The sequence below is a fragment of the Flavobacterium muglaense genome, from assembly GCF_014305155.1.
Classification (GTDB): domain Bacteria; phylum Bacteroidota; class Bacteroidia; order Flavobacteriales; family Flavobacteriaceae; genus Flavobacterium; species Flavobacterium muglaense.
On the sequence record NZ_JACRUK010000040.1, the window covers coordinates 1 to 17,280 of the forward strand.

General features: G+C 35.0%; 15 protein-coding genes and 1 pseudogene. 1 reads left to right on the plus strand and 15 read right to left on the minus strand.

The genetic code is table 11. From position 1 onward, the window contains the following. Positions 1-39 precede the first annotated feature (39 nt). The 13 genes and pseudogenes from H8R24_RS13715 to H8R24_RS13770 all read right to left on the minus strand — a co-directional run bounded on the left by H8R24_RS13715 (position 40) and on the right by H8R24_RS13770 (position 12,805). Positions 40-429, minus strand: coding sequence for a phosphatidate cytidylyltransferase (locus tag H8R24_RS13715; protein ID WP_187020114.1), 390 nt, complete (start codon positions 427-429; stop codon positions 40-42). 274 nt (positions 430-703) lie between these two features. Continuing rightward, complete coding sequence (locus H8R24_RS13720; protein ID WP_187020111.1) at positions 704-1,306, minus strand: lipoprotein signal peptidase; 603 nt, start codon at positions 1,304-1,306, stop codon at positions 704-706. A 90-nt stretch (positions 1,307-1,396) separates the two neighbouring features. Beyond that, positions 1,397-1,777, minus strand: coding sequence for a TraR/DksA family transcriptional regulator (locus H8R24_RS13725; protein ID WP_187020109.1), 381 nt, complete (start codon positions 1,775-1,777; stop codon positions 1,397-1,399). Between the two features lie 3 nt (positions 1,778-1,780). Next, positions 1,781-5,248: an isoleucine--tRNA ligase gene (ileS, locus tag H8R24_RS13730; protein WP_187020107.1), complete on the minus strand. Its 3,468-nt coding sequence runs from the start codon at positions 5,246-5,248 to the stop codon at positions 1,781-1,783. A gap of 225 nt (positions 5,249-5,473) precedes the next feature. After that, complete coding sequence (locus H8R24_RS13735) at positions 5,474-5,674, minus strand: helix-turn-helix transcriptional regulator (RefSeq protein ID WP_187020104.1); 201 nt, start codon at positions 5,672-5,674, stop codon at positions 5,474-5,476. Next, positions 5,664-6,128 (minus strand): hypothetical protein, encoded by a 465-nt coding sequence (locus H8R24_RS13740; protein ID WP_187020102.1) that lies wholly within the window; start codon positions 6,126-6,128, stop codon positions 5,664-5,666. The genes H8R24_RS13735 and H8R24_RS13740 overlap by 11 nt, the downstream gene beginning before the upstream one ends. Before the next feature lie 163 nt (positions 6,129-6,291). Further along, positions 6,292-7,017 (minus strand): LytR/AlgR family response regulator transcription factor, encoded by a 726-nt coding sequence (locus H8R24_RS13745; protein ID WP_187020099.1) that lies wholly within the window; start codon positions 7,015-7,017, stop codon positions 6,292-6,294. Positions 7,018-7,256: 239 nt separating this feature from the next. Further along, the gene (locus H8R24_RS18325; RefSeq protein WP_262891106.1) at positions 7,257-7,694 is read right to left on the minus strand and encodes a sensor histidine kinase; all 438 of its coding nucleotides are present in this window, start codon (positions 7,692-7,694) and stop codon (positions 7,257-7,259) included. Between the two features lie 8 nt (positions 7,695-7,702). Next, complete coding sequence (locus H8R24_RS18330; RefSeq protein WP_262891105.1) at positions 7,703-8,290, minus strand: histidine kinase; 588 nt, start codon at positions 8,288-8,290, stop codon at positions 7,703-7,705. An 11-nt stretch (positions 8,291-8,301) separates the two neighbouring features. After that, on the minus strand, positions 8,302-9,522 hold the full coding sequence (locus tag H8R24_RS13755) for an ABC transporter permease (protein ID WP_187020097.1): 1,221 nt from the start codon (positions 9,520-9,522) through the stop codon (positions 8,302-8,304). A 1-nt stretch (position 9,523) separates the two neighbouring features. Continuing rightward, positions 9,524-10,270: pseudogene (locus H8R24_RS13760) on the minus strand (ABC transporter ATP-binding protein). Positions 10,271-10,275: 5 nt separating this feature from the next. Further along, positions 10,276-11,478 (minus strand): efflux RND transporter periplasmic adaptor subunit, encoded by a 1,203-nt coding sequence (locus H8R24_RS13765; RefSeq protein WP_187020095.1) that lies wholly within the window; start codon positions 11,476-11,478, stop codon positions 10,276-10,278. Between the two features lie 4 nt (positions 11,479-11,482). Next, on the minus strand, positions 11,483-12,805 hold the full coding sequence (locus tag H8R24_RS13770) for a TolC family protein (RefSeq protein ID WP_187020092.1): 1,323 nt from the start codon (positions 12,803-12,805) through the stop codon (positions 11,483-11,485). A gap of 224 nt (positions 12,806-13,029) precedes the next feature. Here H8R24_RS13770 and H8R24_RS13775 point away from each other — a divergent pair, with 224 nt between their 5' ends. After that, on the plus strand, positions 13,030-14,157 hold the full coding sequence (locus H8R24_RS13775) for a WG repeat-containing protein (RefSeq protein ID WP_187020089.1): 1,128 nt from the start codon (positions 13,030-13,032) through the stop codon (positions 14,155-14,157). Between the two features lie 7 nt (positions 14,158-14,164). On the opposite strand, the gene recO is transcribed toward H8R24_RS13775, so the two are convergent. Continuing rightward, positions 14,165-14,878: a DNA repair protein RecO gene (gene recO, locus H8R24_RS13780; protein ID WP_187020087.1), complete on the minus strand. Its 714-nt coding sequence runs from the start codon at positions 14,876-14,878 to the stop codon at positions 14,165-14,167. Between the two features lie 58 nt (positions 14,879-14,936). Beyond that, on the minus strand, positions 14,937-17,222 hold the full coding sequence (gene porZ / locus H8R24_RS13785) for a type IX secretion system anionic LPS delivery protein PorZ (RefSeq protein ID WP_187020119.1): 2,286 nt from the start codon (positions 17,220-17,222) through the stop codon (positions 14,937-14,939). Between the last annotated feature and the right edge of the window lie 58 nt (positions 17,223-17,280).

Sequence of the window (17,280 nt, forward strand, 5' to 3'; positions counted from 1 at the left end):
GCATTTAAACAAGAAAAAGTAGCTCTAAATACCTCTGTTTTATTGGATTTGCAATTTTTCAGCAAGCCCTAAATAATATTGGATGGGAATTGCTAGAAAAGCCCAAAATATAGCTCTCCTATCAGAATCTCTAAAACCTAAAATAGAATAAAGTTCTCTAAACGCTATAAAAGAAAGAAGTCCAATTGCTGGAAAAGTAATCTCTCGGTCTAAAAGAGCCGAAAAAACAAAAAAGCCAACCATTACCCACCAAGATTTGGTTCTTGATTTTAGTTCTACTAGATTGGCATTTGGTTTTAATTTCCCCCAAACAAAAAAGAGGGAAGATGCAGTAATAAGGAGTGAAAATATAACTGCTACCACTAGTAAAATATCTGGTTTTGTAAACAAATCCAGCTGTAGCACATACCCTAAAATTCTTTCTTTCATATTATAAATACTATTTTAATAAAAATTAAAGCTTTCAAGCGACCTCCAGTTCTTTATTTATACTGTCCCTTTATATGAATGATGCTGTAACTTTAACTAAGTTAATTCGTTCAAATGTAATAAATTATTAAATATTTTCCTATGATACTTTAATGAAAAGCGACATCATCCTTTTTAGCAATAAACATCTAGACAAAGAGATGCAAGAGGGATAGCAGCTAGCTACCGAAGTAGCGCGTATAGCCCGACTATAATAGAAAAAGGATTGAAAACCTTAATTTGTTTTATGGAAAGCTTTTTTATTAAAGAATATTAATATCCCCACGCCTGTAGATATTGCCATATCGGCTACATTAAAAATCGCATTAAAAAAGGTAAAATCTTTACCGCCCCAAACTGGAATCCAACTTGGAAGGACACCATGCCAAATAGGGAAATAAAACATATCTACCACTTGACCATGAAACCAAGCTCCATACGGTTTGTCTGAAAATAACGTAGCTAATTGAGCGTTACTGTCATTGAAAATGCGGCCATAAAAAACAGAGTCGATGATGTTACCAAAAGCACCTGCAAGAATCAAGGCTATTGCTACAATAAGATAGTTTGATCCATTTTTTCTTTCTACTGATTCCCACAACCAATATCCAATACCCGTTACTGCGACCAATCTAAAAAGAGTAAGAAACAATTTCCCGTATGTTCCAGGGATCTTTGTACCCCATGCCATTCCTTCGTTTTCAATAAACAGAATCTTAAACCAGCTAAAAACCTCAACTTCTTCACCTAGTATGAAATTAGTTTTCACAAATATTTTGGATAGTTGATCTACAAGTAATACAAGGAAGATAATAAGGTACGCTTTTCGTAATGACATTTTTTAATTTTTAAGTGGCGTAAAAGTAATAATTTTATCAAAAAAAACGCTCCCAAAGGAGCGTTAATTATTTATGAAATGAAAGTGCGATTATCGTTGTAAATTTTTAGCTTCAATACTCATTGTGGCATGAGGAACGATTTTCAATCTTTCTTTACTAATTAGTTTTCCAGTTACTTTACACAAACCGTATGTTTTATTCTCTACACGGAATAGTGCATTTTTTAAATCACGAATGAATTTTTCTTGACGAATTGCTAACTGTGAATTGGCTTCTTTGGACATGCTCTCGCTTCCTTCTTCAAAAGCCTTAAATGTTGGTGATGTATCATCAGTACCATTATTTAAGTCATTCATGTAAGCACTCTTAATTAAATCTAAATCCGCTTGCGCTTTTTGAATTTTATTTAGAATTATCTCTTTGAACTCAGCCAAATCAGCGTCTGAGTATCTTGTTGCTTCATCTACCATAATCTACTTATTTGTAATTGTTATTTTAGTATTTATATCATCAAACTCAATTTCTGTACCATTTTCAATATTTGCCTCAAAAACCAATTCCTCTGTTAATGTTTCTGATTTAATATATTCAATATTTGATTGTACAGCTTCTTCTAGAGTAGCGTGATTTTGCAAATACACTTTTATTTTGTCTGTTACTTCAAAACCAGAATCTTTTCTAATATTCTGAATTCTGTTTACTAACTCTCTTGCGATTCCTTCTTTTTTCAATTCAGGAGAGATAACAATGTCCAGCGCAACGGTAATTCCGTTTGAATTAGCAACCAACCAGCCCTCTATATCTTGGGATGTAATCTCTACATCTTCTAATGTTAAAGTTATGCTTTTTTCACCAATAACAACATCTATCACTCCTGCCGCTTCCATCTCGGCGATATTCTCTGCCGAAAATTCCTGTATCTTCTTAGCAATCAGCCCCATATCTTTACCAAATCGTGGCCCAAGAGCCTTGAAATTAGGCTTAATTTGCTTTACTAATATCCCTGATGCATCGTCTAAAAGTAAGATTTCCTTAACATTTACCTCTGCTTTTATCAGGTCTGAAACCGCCTCGATTTCAACCCTTTGAGCAGCGTCAAGTACTGGAATCATTATCTTTTGTAACGGTTGACGCACCTTGATCATTTCCTTTTTACGGAGTGATAAAACCAGTGATGAAATGGTTTGCGCCTTCTGCATTTTGCTCTCTAACATTTTATTAACATAGTTTTCAACCGAAACTGGAAACTCCGCCAAATGTACACTATCGAACTTTTCAGACTGTGTTGCTTGCGTTAAGTCTCTGTAAAGTTTGTCCATAAAGAACGGCGCAATGGGTGCACTTAACTTACTTACCGTTAACAAACAGGTATATAACGTTTGGTACGCAGCAATTTTATCTTGTGCATACTCCCCTTTCCAGAAGCGACGACGACACAAACGTACGTACCAGTTGCTTAAGTTTTCTTGAACGAAATCAGAGATAGCACGCGCTGCTTTTGTAGGCTCGTAATCCGCATAAAAACCATCAACATCTTTTACTAAAGTATTCAACTCAGAGATGATCCATTGATCAATTTCTGGTCTTTCATTTACTGGAATCTCCGCTTCTTCATATTTGAACCCATCAATATTAGCATACAAACTAAAGAAAGAATAGGTATTATAAAGTGTCCCAAAGAATTTACGACGTACCTCAGCAATTCCTTCTAAGTCAAATTTCAAGTTATCCCAAGGGTTTGCATTGGAGATCATATACCAGCGTGTTGCATCTGGACCATATTCTGATAATGTTTCAAATGGATCTGCGGCATTCCCTAGACGTTTAGACATTTTTTGTCCGTTTTTATCTAATACTAAGCCATTCGAAACTACATTTTTATAGGCTACTTTATCAAAAACTAAAGTGGCAATAGCGTGTAACGTATAAAACCATCCACGTGTTTGATCTACTCCCTCAGCAATAAAGTTGGCTGGAAAATCTTGGTTTCCGTCAATTTTTTCTTTGTTTTCAAAAGGGTAATGCCATTGTGCATACGGCATAGAACCTGAGTCAAACCATACATCAATCAAATCAGCTTCACGCGTCATTGGTTTTCCTGACGGAGAAAGTAACGTAATTTCATCCACTACATTTTTGTGTAAATCGATTAAATCATAGTTGCTTTCGTCCATATTCCCAATTTCAAAACCTTTGAAAGGATTTTCTTTTTGGAAACCAGCTGCGATTGATTTTTCTATTTCGTTATACAGTTCTTCAACAGATCCAATCAAGATTTCTTCTTGTTTGTCTTCTGTTCTCCAGATAGGCAACGGAATTCCCCAATATCTTGAACGTGATAAGTTCCAGTCATTGGCATTTTTTAACCAGTTTCCAAAACGACCTTCTCCGGTTGCTTTTGGCTTCCAGTTGATGGTTTCGTTCAATTCGAACATTCTATCTCTAACTTCTGTGATTTTTATAAACCATGAATCTAGCGGATAGTATAAAATAGGCTTGTCTGTTCTCCAACAATGTGGATAACTGTGGACGTATTTTTCTACTTTGAATGCTTTGTTTTCTTCTTTTAACTGAATAGCAATCTCTACGTCTAAAGAACGTTCTGGAGCTTCGCCATCGTCATAGTATTCATTTTTAACATACTTACCTGAATATTCACCTAAACCTTCGATGAATTTTCCTTGTAAGTTTACCAATGGTACCGGAGTTCCATCAGCATCCAAAACTAACATTGGTGGGATTTCTGGAGTAGCTTCTTTGGCTACTTTTGCATCATCAGCACCAAATGTTGGTGACGTATGTACAATTCCTGTTCCATCTTCTGTTGTAACGAAATCACCTGAAATTACTCTAAAAGCATTCTCAGGGTTTTGATACGGCAATACCAACGGCATTAATTGCTCGTATTTGATTCCAACTAAATCCGCCCCTTTTGCTTCAGCAATAACTTGGAATGGTATCTTCTTGTCTCCTCCTTTATAGTTTTCAAAGTCGGCGGCATCTTCACTAGCGAAAAATCCTTTTCCGAATTGTTTTCCAACTAAGTTTTTAGCTAAAACTACATTTGTAGGTAAGAAAGTATATTGATTGAATGTTTTTACAACAACGTAGTCAATTTTTGGCCCTACAGTCAAAGCCGTGTTTGAAGGCAATGTCCAAGGTGTTGTGGTCCAAGCAAGGAAATAAAATTCCCCACCCCTGCCCTGCCCGAAGGGAAGGGAGTCTAGTCCGAATGCTTTGGCAAAAGTATTTTCCACAACGTCTCCCTCTCCTTTGGAGAGGGTCGGGGTGAGGACTTTGAATTGCGCCACAACAGTTGTATCCGTAACATCACGATAACTTCCGGGTTGGTTTACCTCGTGAGATGACAATCCGGTTCCAGCTTTTGGAGAATATGGCTGGATTGTATATCCTTTGTACATCAAATCTTTATTATAGATTTGTTTCAAAATCCACCAAACCGTTTCCATATATTTAGGTTTGTAAGTCACATACGGATCTTCCATATCTACCCAATACCCCATTTTTTCAGTCAAATCATTCCATACATCTGTATAACGCATCACGGTTTTTTTACACGCTTCGTTATATTCTTCGATCGAAATCTTTGTACCAATATCTTCTTTTGTGATTCCGAGTTCCTTTTCAGTCCCTAATTCCACAGGCAAACCATGCGTATCCCATCCGGCTTTACGCTTTACTTGGTACCCTTTTTGAGTTTTATATCTGCAAAAAATATCTTTGATCGCACGTGCCATTACGTGGTGAATACCTGGCAAACCATTTGCCGAAGGTGGCCCTTCAAAAAACACGAATGGTTCATTCCCTTCACGGGTTGTTACACTTTTTTCAAATATGTTTTCTTTCTTCCAGAAATCAAGTACTTCTGATGCTACAGTTGGCAAGTCAAGTCCTTTGTATTCAGTAAATTTTGTGCTCATTTTATCCTTTTCTTTAATCGAAGTGCGAAAGTAATAAAATTATGTCGAAAGTCGAAAGTCGAAGGTCGAAAGTTGCTAAACGAACTACTTTTGTTTGAAAGGTTATGATTGAATGTGTTGCTCCTCTGGAGCAATGGTTTATCGTGGCTGTTGTTATAAATATATCGCTCCGATGAAGCGCACCAATATAACACAGTTAGTTTTTATGTAAATACCAAGAAAATACTATTCATCATCGTCTAATTCAAAAAATTCATTAACTGATTTACCAAATAACAATGATAATTTCAAGGCTAGAACCGTTGATGGAACAAATCTATTTTTTTCAATTGAATTTATCGTCTGCCTAGAAACTCCAATCTTCTCAGCAAGTTGTTCCTGTGTAAGATCTAAAATGGCCCGTTCAATTTTTAGTCTATTCTTCATTGTACGCTTTTTTTAACTTCTTGAAGATAAGAATCTGCAAAAACAATAAGAAAGATAAAATGGCTGTATCTTTACTTCCCTCTATTGTAGCTACTTTTGAAAAACTTAAAATAAAAATATAATGGATAAATGGAACCAATGAATAAATTAATACTGCGCTAATAACGGCGTAATTGAACGATTGCATTCGGATTTTTGAGATTAATTCGTCTTCTACTTTTTCTTTTGATATTGAAATCATCAGTAATCCTAAAATCATGCCTGTTTTAGCAATTCTCTCAAATAAATCTTGACTTCTTAAATCTGTGAAATAGAGTTTAACAGAGCTAACAATTGCTAAAATTGAAACAATTATTAGTACCAAACCAACTTTCTTGAACTTATTAGGCAACTGAAATCCTGTAAATTTATTGATTTTTTCGATATCACCTTCTAGTTTTGTCATTCTCTCCATAAAGTCAATTAGTTAAAGTTTGTTTTCCTTAAAGAACAACAAACTTGATTAAAAGACAAATATACTTTACTTTTTGAAATAAAGCAATATTTATTATTACATTTATTGCAGGAATAAAATTTAACTAAGAGGTATCGCCAACTTTAAATAAAATCGAAAAATATTAATCCAAAGAGTTCTTAGAAACAAATTCTAAAAATCGGTTTTTATATTGGTCGGAAACCGTAATGCGTTGCTTATTGATTAGAATTTGACTGCGTTCGATCGTGTCAATATTATTCAATGCAACGATAAAAGAACGGTGCACACGCATAAATTGATCAGTTGAAAGCTCTTCTTCAAGGGTTTTCAAACTCATTAAAGTAAGGATGGGTTTTGTTTCGGCTTTAAGCCAAATTTTAACGTAGTCTTTTAAACTTTCAAAATACAGCACGTCTTTTAAGTTTATTTTTATCTGCTTGTATTCTGATTTTACGAAAAGGAAATCTGGTGCTTCTGGTGCTTTTTTCTCTTGGTTTTTAACCAATTCAAACCATTCTTTGGCTTTAGTCGCTGCCATTAAAAACTCTGAATAATCAAATGGCTTTAGCAAATAATCTAAGGCTTCGGCTTTGAAACCTTCAATAGCATATTGATCAAAAGCAGTGGTAAAAATTATTCTTGTGGATTTAGGAAGCACTTTGCCTAATTGCAAACCGGTTAAATCAGGCATTTGAATGTCTAAAAAAATCAAATCGACTTTTTCTTCATCTAAATACGATAACGCTTGAATACCGCTATGACACTTTTTAACCAAATGTAAAAAGGGTGTTTTCAAAACATAGCTTTCTACTAAGTTTAGTGCCATTGGTTCATCATCTACAATCAAACATGATATTTTCTCCCCCATTTTTTCTTTTGCTGTATTTTACTATTGTACCAAATTTACCGTTTTTCCTGAACTAAATAAAAAGTTTAACCACATAGAAATATAGAAAAAAAAAAGAAAAAGAATTAGACAGCCCAATAATTGGATTCACATAGCTATGATGCTCTATCATAAAGTAAAACAACTTCCAAAATTTATAAAACCTATGCTTCTATGTGGTTAAAAAAACACAAAATTTGAACTAAATCTCAATCGTTAAATTATATTTGGATCTTTAAATCGACTGAAAAAACATCGTTTTCGACCTTTTCAATAAAAGAAAATTGACTCGGATACAGTAACGAAAGTCGTTTTTCTACATTATCAAGTCCAATACCCGAACCACTTTTATCAACATCCGTCTTAGGGAAATTTTGATTTTCTGAATAAAACGTCAACTGCTTGTCTTCAATTTTCATTTCGAAAACTATAGCAGAAGCTTTATCTGCCGAAACTCCGTGTTTGAAGGCATTTTCGATTAAAGAAATAAACAACAAAGGCGCAATTTGTATGTCGGTTTTTAAATCTGGAAAAGAATAGTGTACTGTTGTATTCTCATACAATCGCAATTTCATCAACTCGATATAATTGGTCATAAAAGTAATTTCGTTCTTCAAGCTCACCTTTTCATTATTAGTTTCATACAATAAATAACGCATCAATTTGCCTAGACTATGAATGGTTGCTTGGCCATATCAGGCGAAATATCGACCAGTGAGTAAATATTATTGAGCGAATTAAAGAAAAAATGTGGTTGCAACTGGTACTTTAAATGCTGCAATTCAGACTGTAATTTTATGTTGGCTGCTTCCACACGTTCCGCTTCTGTTTTGCCCCATCTTTGAATGGTTTTTAAGGCCAATGAAAAAACAACAGGTACACCAAACGCGATGATATCAATATAAATGAAAAATTTTCTTGGAGGCTTCTTCAAATCGAGTTTTTCATTGGCTAAAAATTCTGAGAAAAAAACTTCTCTAATTTTACTGTTTAACCATACAAAGAGCACAATCAAAACAACGTTTATTACAATGTACAACACCATTTTCTTTTCAAACAGAAAACGATCCACAAGTACAAAATAATTAAGATAAAAAAGCACAGCATACAAACTCAATGGAATCCAAGAATGCACAATTACATTCCTGATTTCTTGACTTTGCCCTGAAGACAACAGATACGGTAGACTAAACAATAGTAGCCAAACCATTAAATGAAAAAAAACGATGCCCGATTTACTCTTTATAAAATTCATTTATTCTATTTTTATTCGTAACGAAGCGCTGTTATAGGATCTAAACTCGATGCTTTTTTAGCAGGATACCATCCAAAGAATATTCCGGTTATGGCACAAACTACAAACGAAATTATAATCGACGAACTCGTCACAGAAGTAGGCCAATGTAGCACATTTTCGATAAATAATGTCGCTCCCAGACCCAAAGATACACCAATTAAGCCACCCGTAATACTGATTAACATGGCCTCAATAAGAAATTGCAACAAAATATCAGACCCTTGACCACCTACTGCCATACGCAAACCAATTTCTCGTGTACGTTCTTTTACCGATACGTACATGATATTCATAATCCCAATTCCGCCCACTAACAAGGAGATACTCGCAATAGCAACTAATAAAACCGTTAGCATTTCACTAGTAGAACTGAATGTTTTGATCATTTCTTCCATCGAAATAACATGAAAATCATCTTCTACGTTGGTTGTTAACTTATGATTTTTTCTCAATAAAGCAGTGATTTCAATTACGGCATTTGGAGCTTCTTCTTCACTTACAGACGAAACCACGATAGATTCTAAATGCGTGATTGCCAAAATTCTTTTTTGTACCGTTGTGTAAGGCGCAAGGATAACATCATCTTGGTCTTGACCACCAGTACTTTCCCCTTTACTTTCTAGAACTCCAATAATTTTAAGCGGAATACTATTAAAACGGATCATTTTACCAATAAGACTTACTCCTTCTTCAAATAGATTTTCAGCAACTGTTTGCCCAATAACCGCCACTTTCGCAGCCGAGCTCACTTCTTTTTCCGTAAAGTTACTTCCTTCGGCTAGATCCCATATTTTAATTTTTAAATAATCTGGCGCCACTCCATAGACTGAAGTTGGCCAATTATTCGCTCCATAAATGGATTGACCTCCACTATTTACCATTGGCGAAAAAGAGGTTAGCAAGGTGGTTTCCTTCTTAATGGCTTCGTAGTCGTTTAAGGTCAAGGTTTCCATGGCGCTTCTTTCTAGACGTACGCCACCACGCACATCACTACCAGGTTTTATAGTAATCATATTAGAACCCATACTCGAAATTTGAGTTTTAATACTCTCTTTCGATCCTTCCCCAATGGCAAGCATGGCAATTACTGAGGCTACCCCAATGATAATCCCAAGCATCGTAAGAAAGGTGCGCATTTTATTGAGCACAATTGCTTTCCAGGATATTTTTAATAAATTTTGCGTTCTCATATTAGTCTTCTTCTATTGGCAAAGCCAAAAGTGCTTCGGCTGCCGATTGAACATTGTTATTGATGTAATCTTGGATAATATGCCCGTCTTTCAATACGATGGTTCTCCCTGTGAAGGTGGCAATATCCGGCTCGTGTGTTACAAACAGAATGGTTTTTCCTTGCTTGTTCAACTCTTGAAACAAAGCCATGATTTCGTATGATGTTCTCGTATCTAAATTTCCTGTGGCTTCATCAGCAAGAATCACCACCGGCTCATTTACAAGAGATCTTGCAATCGCCACTCTTTGCTATTGCCCACCCGAAAGTTGTGAGGGCGTATGATCTAACCGGTCCGAAAGATTGACTTGCTCCAATGCTTTGAATGCCTTAGTATGGATTTCCTCTGCCGTTAATACTTTGGTACTATAAAGCAATGGCAACTCCACATTTTCAATAGCTGTTGTTCTAGCCAACAAATTATACGATTGAAAAATAAAACCTATTTTCTCGTTTCTAATTCGAGCCAACTCATTTTTAGTCAATTCTTTTATGGAGACACCATCAATTTCATACACGCCAGAATTGGGTTGATCTAAACACCCTAAAACATTCAGGAGCGTACTTTTTCCAGAACCACTGGTTCCCATTATCGTTACAAACTCCCCTTCTTGAATGCTGAACGAAATTCCTTTTAAAGCATGAACCGTCTCTTCACCCATGGTAAAAGAGCGTTTCAAATCTTCTATTTTTATAATTGTTTTTGACATGATTTTTATTTTTTTCCTCCTGGTGGTTTAGGCATAAACGGACTCTCATTATCTCCTGCTTCCGATTTTGCTTCGGTTTTTGTCAACGCTTTTAGATTATATACAACTTCTTCACCCGCTGACAATCCGCTAAGAATTTCAACATTTATACCGTCACTAGTACCCGTTTTAATGGCTTTGGATGCAATTCCTTTGCTTGTCATCACCCAAATCGTAGCTGTTTCTGATTTACCAACCTCAGCAACCGATGAAAATCCATTCGCTTTTTGGTAGTTGTTCAAAACCGTCATATCTGGTTCAAAATTTACTCCTTTTGCTTCAAGCGTTAACACATTTTTTAATTCTAATGTATAAATCGTAATCGTTGCTGTTAATCCTGGTTTTAATTTCAAATCTGGATTTTCTGCTTTTATAACTACTGTATAAGTCACAACATTTGAAGTTGTTGTTGGGTTCAATCTCACTTGAGTAATTACTCCTGCAAACTCCTCGCCTTGATACGCATCTACTGTAAAAGAAACTCGTTGTCCTTGTTTTACCTGACCTATATCGGCTTCATCCACATTTGCTTCTACTTGCATTTCGCTTAAATCTTCAGCAATTGTAAATAATGTTGGCGTACTTAAAGATGCTGCTACGGTTTGCCCTTCCTCTACCGCTCGTGATAAAACAACACCGTCTATTGGCGAATAAATATTGGCATAACTCAAGTTGGTTTTGGCTTTCGCCAAATCTGATGCTCTTTGCGAAACAATACTTTTTGCATTATTCAATTGATACAAAGCCTCATCATAATCCGACTTGCTAATTACTTTATTGTCGAATAATGTTTTTTGACGACTGTAAACCGTTTGCATATAGCGTTGTTCGTTTGTTGCGCCATTGTAGGCGGCTTGCGCCAAAACAACTGCCGAATTCAATGTTGTTTTGTCTAGCTCGGCTAATAATTGCCCCTGCTTTACCACGCTATTGTAATCCACATAAATCTTCTGGACTACTCCAGAAACTTGTGTACCCACGCTGACCTCAGTAATAGGCTGCAAAGTTCCAGTTGCTGTAACAGTTGTAATTACGTCCCCTGTTTTAGCTTTTATCGTTTCTGCTTTTATGGCTGCAATTTCTGATCCCGAAAAAAAGGTAAACCCGAAATACGCAATTGCCAAAACCGCGATTGCAATGGATGCTTTTATAATAATATTCTTCTTCATGATTTTATAGTTTAATTTCGTTTCCTTGATAAAATTGTAATAATTGAAAGTATAATATGTTTAAATATTTTGCCTGAATGTAATTTTGCTGCGCATTAGTAAAAGTGTTCTGACTCACTATTAAATCCGTTGTGCTTAAATCGTTTAGCTCATATCTTTTTTGAGCCAACTTATATGATTCGCTCGCAGCATCCGTTGCCATTTTTGAAGCTTCTAATTGCTCTACCGAAGCAGTTGCATTTTGCCAAGACGTTTCAATTTTTGCATACAAGGCTTTTTTAACGATTTGCGACTCGATATCCGCTTTTTCAATATTTATCTTTGCTAACTGTAATTGTCCTTTGGTTTGATTTCGATTAAAAATGGGAATTGATAACGACAAGCCCACTCTTTGATTAAAATTCAAATTCATTTGATCTGTGAAGTTGGCATCCTGAACGCTTGTATAACCAGACCCCAAACTTCCCGAAAGAGAAAGTGTTGGTAAATAAGCACCTTTGGTAATATCCAATCCTTTTTCTGAAATCGATTTACTTAAGGTCGCTGCTTTAATTTCCGGTAAATTATTGATGGCTTGATTGTAAACCACCAATTTATTAGGTATTTCGCCCACTAAACTATTTTGTGTTTCAAGATCAGCAATATCGAAGCTATCTTCAGGACTTAATTCTAATAATTGTTTCAAAACAATCAATTGCTGCGCGTAGTTGTTTTTTGCACTTACTAAAGTGTATTTATTAGTTGCCGCCTGTGAGACCGCATCCGTATAATCTTTCATAGCAACAGTACCAGCATCCAATCGTGCTTTAGAACGTGCCACTTCTTTTTCAGATGAAGTCAAATTATTTTGAGCAATGCGTATTGCCTCTTTGCTGTATAAAGCTTGCAAGTACGATTCTGTAATGCTTAACGCTACATTATTTTTAGCTTCCTCTACATATAATGCGTTTTGTTGTACCAATAATTCATTTTGCTTGATTTGATTGTTCAACTGATTTCCTTGAAACAAGGTTACAGATGAAGTCAAAACAGGACTTGTCGAATTTATTTGTTGGGATACATAACTACTCGTAATAGGATCAATCGTATTTCCATTTGAGAAATTTTGCGAAAGATTCCCCATTAAATTAGGCAAACGCATGGACTTTGATTTCTCATAATTCACTTGTGCCGACTCTAATGTTAGAGCGACTGATTTTACAGTGATGCTTTTCTCTTTTGCGTAAGCGATACATTCTTCTAACGTCCACAACTTCTCTGCTTTCACTTCTTGTGAAAAAGAAAAAAGGGAGCAGAAAAAGAACCCGATGACTATATATATTTTCATTTGATATGATTTTTTATCAAATTTCAATAGAATAGCTTTATTTAAAAACCGGAATAGATAGAGACAGTGTTTTTGAGGTTAGAAAGGGCTGTTTTATAGATGGCGAATAAATGATTTCTAAAAAAATAACGAGATATACCAATCAAAAAAAACTAAAATGATTGGATATCAACCCCATTCCTAAGCTTAAATTTTAGTATTTTTAGTTTCTCAAAAAAATCTAAATGAAAATCAAATACATTTTTTTTACTTTAAGTTTACTTCTTATTTATTCTTGTGGTACATATCGAATAAATAAAACTTCGGGATTCGTGCCACTTACTGATTTACAACAATTAAACGGAAAATATATAACGCAATCTGAATGGACAAATAAAAACAAAAACCTTAGTTACCTTTTACAACATTTTAATATTAATAACGAAAAAGCAGATTTTGCAAATCTAACTTTTGAAGAACCAAATCAAGTTAAACTGGACTATATAGTCGATTCGAAAGAGGGAGCCGTTGAGAAAAAAATCGTGCTTGAGGGCAGTAGAAAAAAGAAATATTTAGAAATTTATTTTTCAAAAGAACAATCATTCATTCCACTACTTTATAGTAAAATAAACGTCCAAAGAATCCGAATTGGGAAAGACAAAAACGGCGAATTATTGATTATGAATTTCTATGATCGAAGCGGAAACGTATTGTTTTTGGGAGCTGGAAGCAGTTTTGAAAGAGGTAGCCACTTTAAAAAATCCATACATTATACCGGATTAATGCCAGTATGTGTTGATAAAAAATGGGGGTATGTTAATGCTAAAAATGAAATAGTAATCCCTGCAAAATATGATTTTGTTTACTTATTTAATCATAACGCTGCCAAAGTAAAACTAGACAATAAATGGGGCTTAATTACTGCATCAGGAACAGAAATCGCTTCGCTAGAATATGATGTTATAAAATCAGATTTTATTTATCAAAAATACCCCATTTATCTTGTAGAAAAAAATACTAAAATGGGAATGTTGGACACTCTTGGTCACCAAATAGTACCGCCTATTTATGATAAAATTGATCGTCTTTACAATGCTCAATTCCGTATAAAATATGGAGATAATTATGGCTTTGGAACAAAAGAAAAAATAATAATTCCTGCTATTTATTCGGATGTTGAATGGTTTAGTACTGAGGGTTATGTTGTCGCCAAAAGAAACAACACAACTTATTTAGTAGACCTCGAAGGTTTTGAATATGAAACTGAGCTTTATAACTTGCACGAAATTATGTTTAAAAATCAAACCCATCGTTACAAACCTATTTTAGCATCAAAAAGAAAAATTAATTTTGAGGAACAATTTGCTCGTTAAACTTCTTTTATGAAAAAACTTCTTTTAAAACATCCAAAGATTTTGGTCGCCTAAAACCGTCTAAATGGTAACTATAATAGTCGATTAATGTTTTAAGAATTAGTTGTCGTTCGATAACATGGAAGATTTTTTGATCGTTATCAAATCGTAAATCTATTAGTTTTTTAAACAAAATAGTTTCGTGCGCCGTTAATGAGCTTATCCCTTGAAAAGGCGAAAAAACCCCTTCACTACTATCAAAAAAAGGCAAATCAACATCCGAGACATCGGGATAAAAACCTAAAAACTTTGTGGTTTCTAGCAGTAGAATTAAATGAAAATTAGCAATTTCATCATGATGGTCAAGCCACAATAAGGCTGTTTCTAGAAAACTAAATAAGGATTCGTTTTTTTCTTCTTCATGGATCGAATGGTACAATACCTCTGAAATAAATAAAACAATTGTACTCTTGTAAATATCCGTGTGAATGGTTTGATATGGCGTACTTATTTTAATCTCTTTAAAATTTTCCAATGTCCCCTTGTTCTTATGTACCGCTTCTATTTCTAGAATCGATAGCGGCTGGAAATACGCAATTTTCTGGTTGGATTTCCTACCCGAAAAAGCATCGCGAACAAAATAAGATTTCAAACCGTGAGATTCTGTAAAACACTTCACTATCAAGCTTTTCTCTTGAAACTTTAATGACGAAATGACGATTACTTTGGTTTTTACGAGCATTATTTTAATTTAAAGATTGAAAAATTTAAAGATTGAAAAATCAATTCATTCTTTTAAATCATCTAATAATCATTACTTTTTTAACCTTGGTTTCAACCCCATCCTGAGCCGAAATAAAAATCATATAAACACCCGAAGCTACTTTATATTTACCAAAAGCGGTAGTATCCCATTCGATTGTTCCTCCCTCAGAAGTCGTTTCATAAACAAGATTCCCTTCGATATCTGTTATTTTAACGTTGGCTTTATTGATTAACCCTGCTATTTTAACCGTTCCTTGGTAATCTGGTCGCACTGGATTAGGATAGACATAGGCTTGTGTCAAATCCTCTTTGGCCCCAGTAGCAACTCCTTTAAAAGAGACTAAACCTTTGGCAGTGGCAATAAAAACCTCACCAGTGGCACTATTAATATCAATATCATTAATTGCATTACTTGGCAAAGGAGAATTACTGATCGTAAAATGGTAATTCGTTTTTTGACCGTTTGACGATACCATAAAAACACCCGAATCTGCGGTGCCTATCCATTTATTATTAGCTCCATCTACAGCAATATCCGTTATAAATTGTTCGTATAGTAATTCTTGTGCCAAATTATCTTCCAGTATAATAATTGCATTGGTTTTGAGCTGATTGTCTGTTTGAAAACTTCCCACACTTGACAAAACCCTCAACCCCTTGATTGTCCCTATCCATAATTGGTTTTTATTATCAACCGCTACTGCTCGAACATCCGAAACAGGTAAATTACCTGTATCTGTCCCAAAAGTAATTTTCTTAAAAACACTACCATTTTCATTAAATCCAATAACGCCATCTTTATTGGTTGCCATCCATTTGGTACCATTTTGATCAATAACCATTCTACCAAAACTATTATTCTCACTTACATCAAGAATGTTATCCATAGCATAAGATTGCCATTGTCCCGTAGTTCCTAAAACTTTTAAACCATTTTTAACCCTACTGTTGGTTACCCATAGCTTGCCAGATTTATCAAATGCCGCACCGTTTATTCGTACATCATAATAGTTAGCTCCTGCAAAAGTCAATGTTTCCAGTCCACTATTGGTTTGATTGTACAAAAATGAAGGTACATTATTGACCACTTTTAATAGCCCTGAAAAAAAAGAACTCATATAAACTTCTTTTTCATTGTTAGGATTAATAGTAACCCTACTAATGGATTTTGCTCCCAAAACAGCCTCATACGGAATGTTTAGCCAGCCTGTTTCTGAATATTTACTAATACCGTAATTGTCCAAGGGATACGGATTGTAATCCACTGTATAGTCGCCATACACTGCCCAAAGTGAACTAGTAGTAGCTTGTAGCGAAAAAATATTATTTTGCAAAGGCCCCATAGGAGTTATATTCTCAAATACCGTAGCGGTTATGGCTGCTGTAAACAAACCATTTTTTTGCGTCCCTAGATAAAGTACATCTCCTATACTAGTAGCAGCGCTAAATGTAATTCCAGATACTGGGATTTGACTGCTGTTCACTTGCCGAACTAAAACCAACTGTTGGTTGTACACAAAGACTGCAGTAGCCGTGGTCGCTATTAAATACGAATCGGTTGCTCGAATATCTAAAACAACTTGTGACAGTGAAAACAAAGGCGAAAACACATTTGAGGCAGCATTATACCTATGGATATTTCCAGAAGAATTTACAGCCATGAGCTCTGTACCAAAAGTTGCAATACCCGTCCAATTTCCTGCTACAACTTGCTGCCATTGTGCAAAATCATTCAGGTTTTTATTGGTTATTGTTGCTCTACGCACCCCATTATTAGTGGCAGCATAAATATATCCATTGAAAATAGTGGTTTGCGAAACGATAATTTCGGTACCATTGTCACCTATAAAATAAGTATCCCCAAAAAGCATGGTTGCTAGATTAAACTGTACAATACCAAAATCACAGGAAACATAAACTATGCCTTGGTATTCCATAAAATGATTCACTCTTTTCAAGCTTGCGGGCAATTGCTTATTAATGATATCCACCACATTAAGCATGGTCCCATCGGCTTCATTAATAACAATAAGCAAACCATTTTCGTACCCTATAATGGATTTATTAAACTGTGAACTATGGTACAAAGCACTTATAGTTTGCCCCGAAAGTCCATCAATTGTATTGGTTGTTTTGATCGTATTTGTACTGCTATTTCGGCTAAATAAAGCGTTTTCTGAAGCGGCATAAATAGCACTACTCGAAACCGATAGATCCTTAATTTCATTATAGGAAAAATAACCCTGCCATGACAAATTGCTTTGCGCAAATGTGGATTGCATCAATAGGAATAGCAAAAAGTATAAGGCGATTTTTTTCATTGTTTTCATTGCAATTGATTTACAAATATAACACAAACGAAAGTATTCGTTTTTTGTT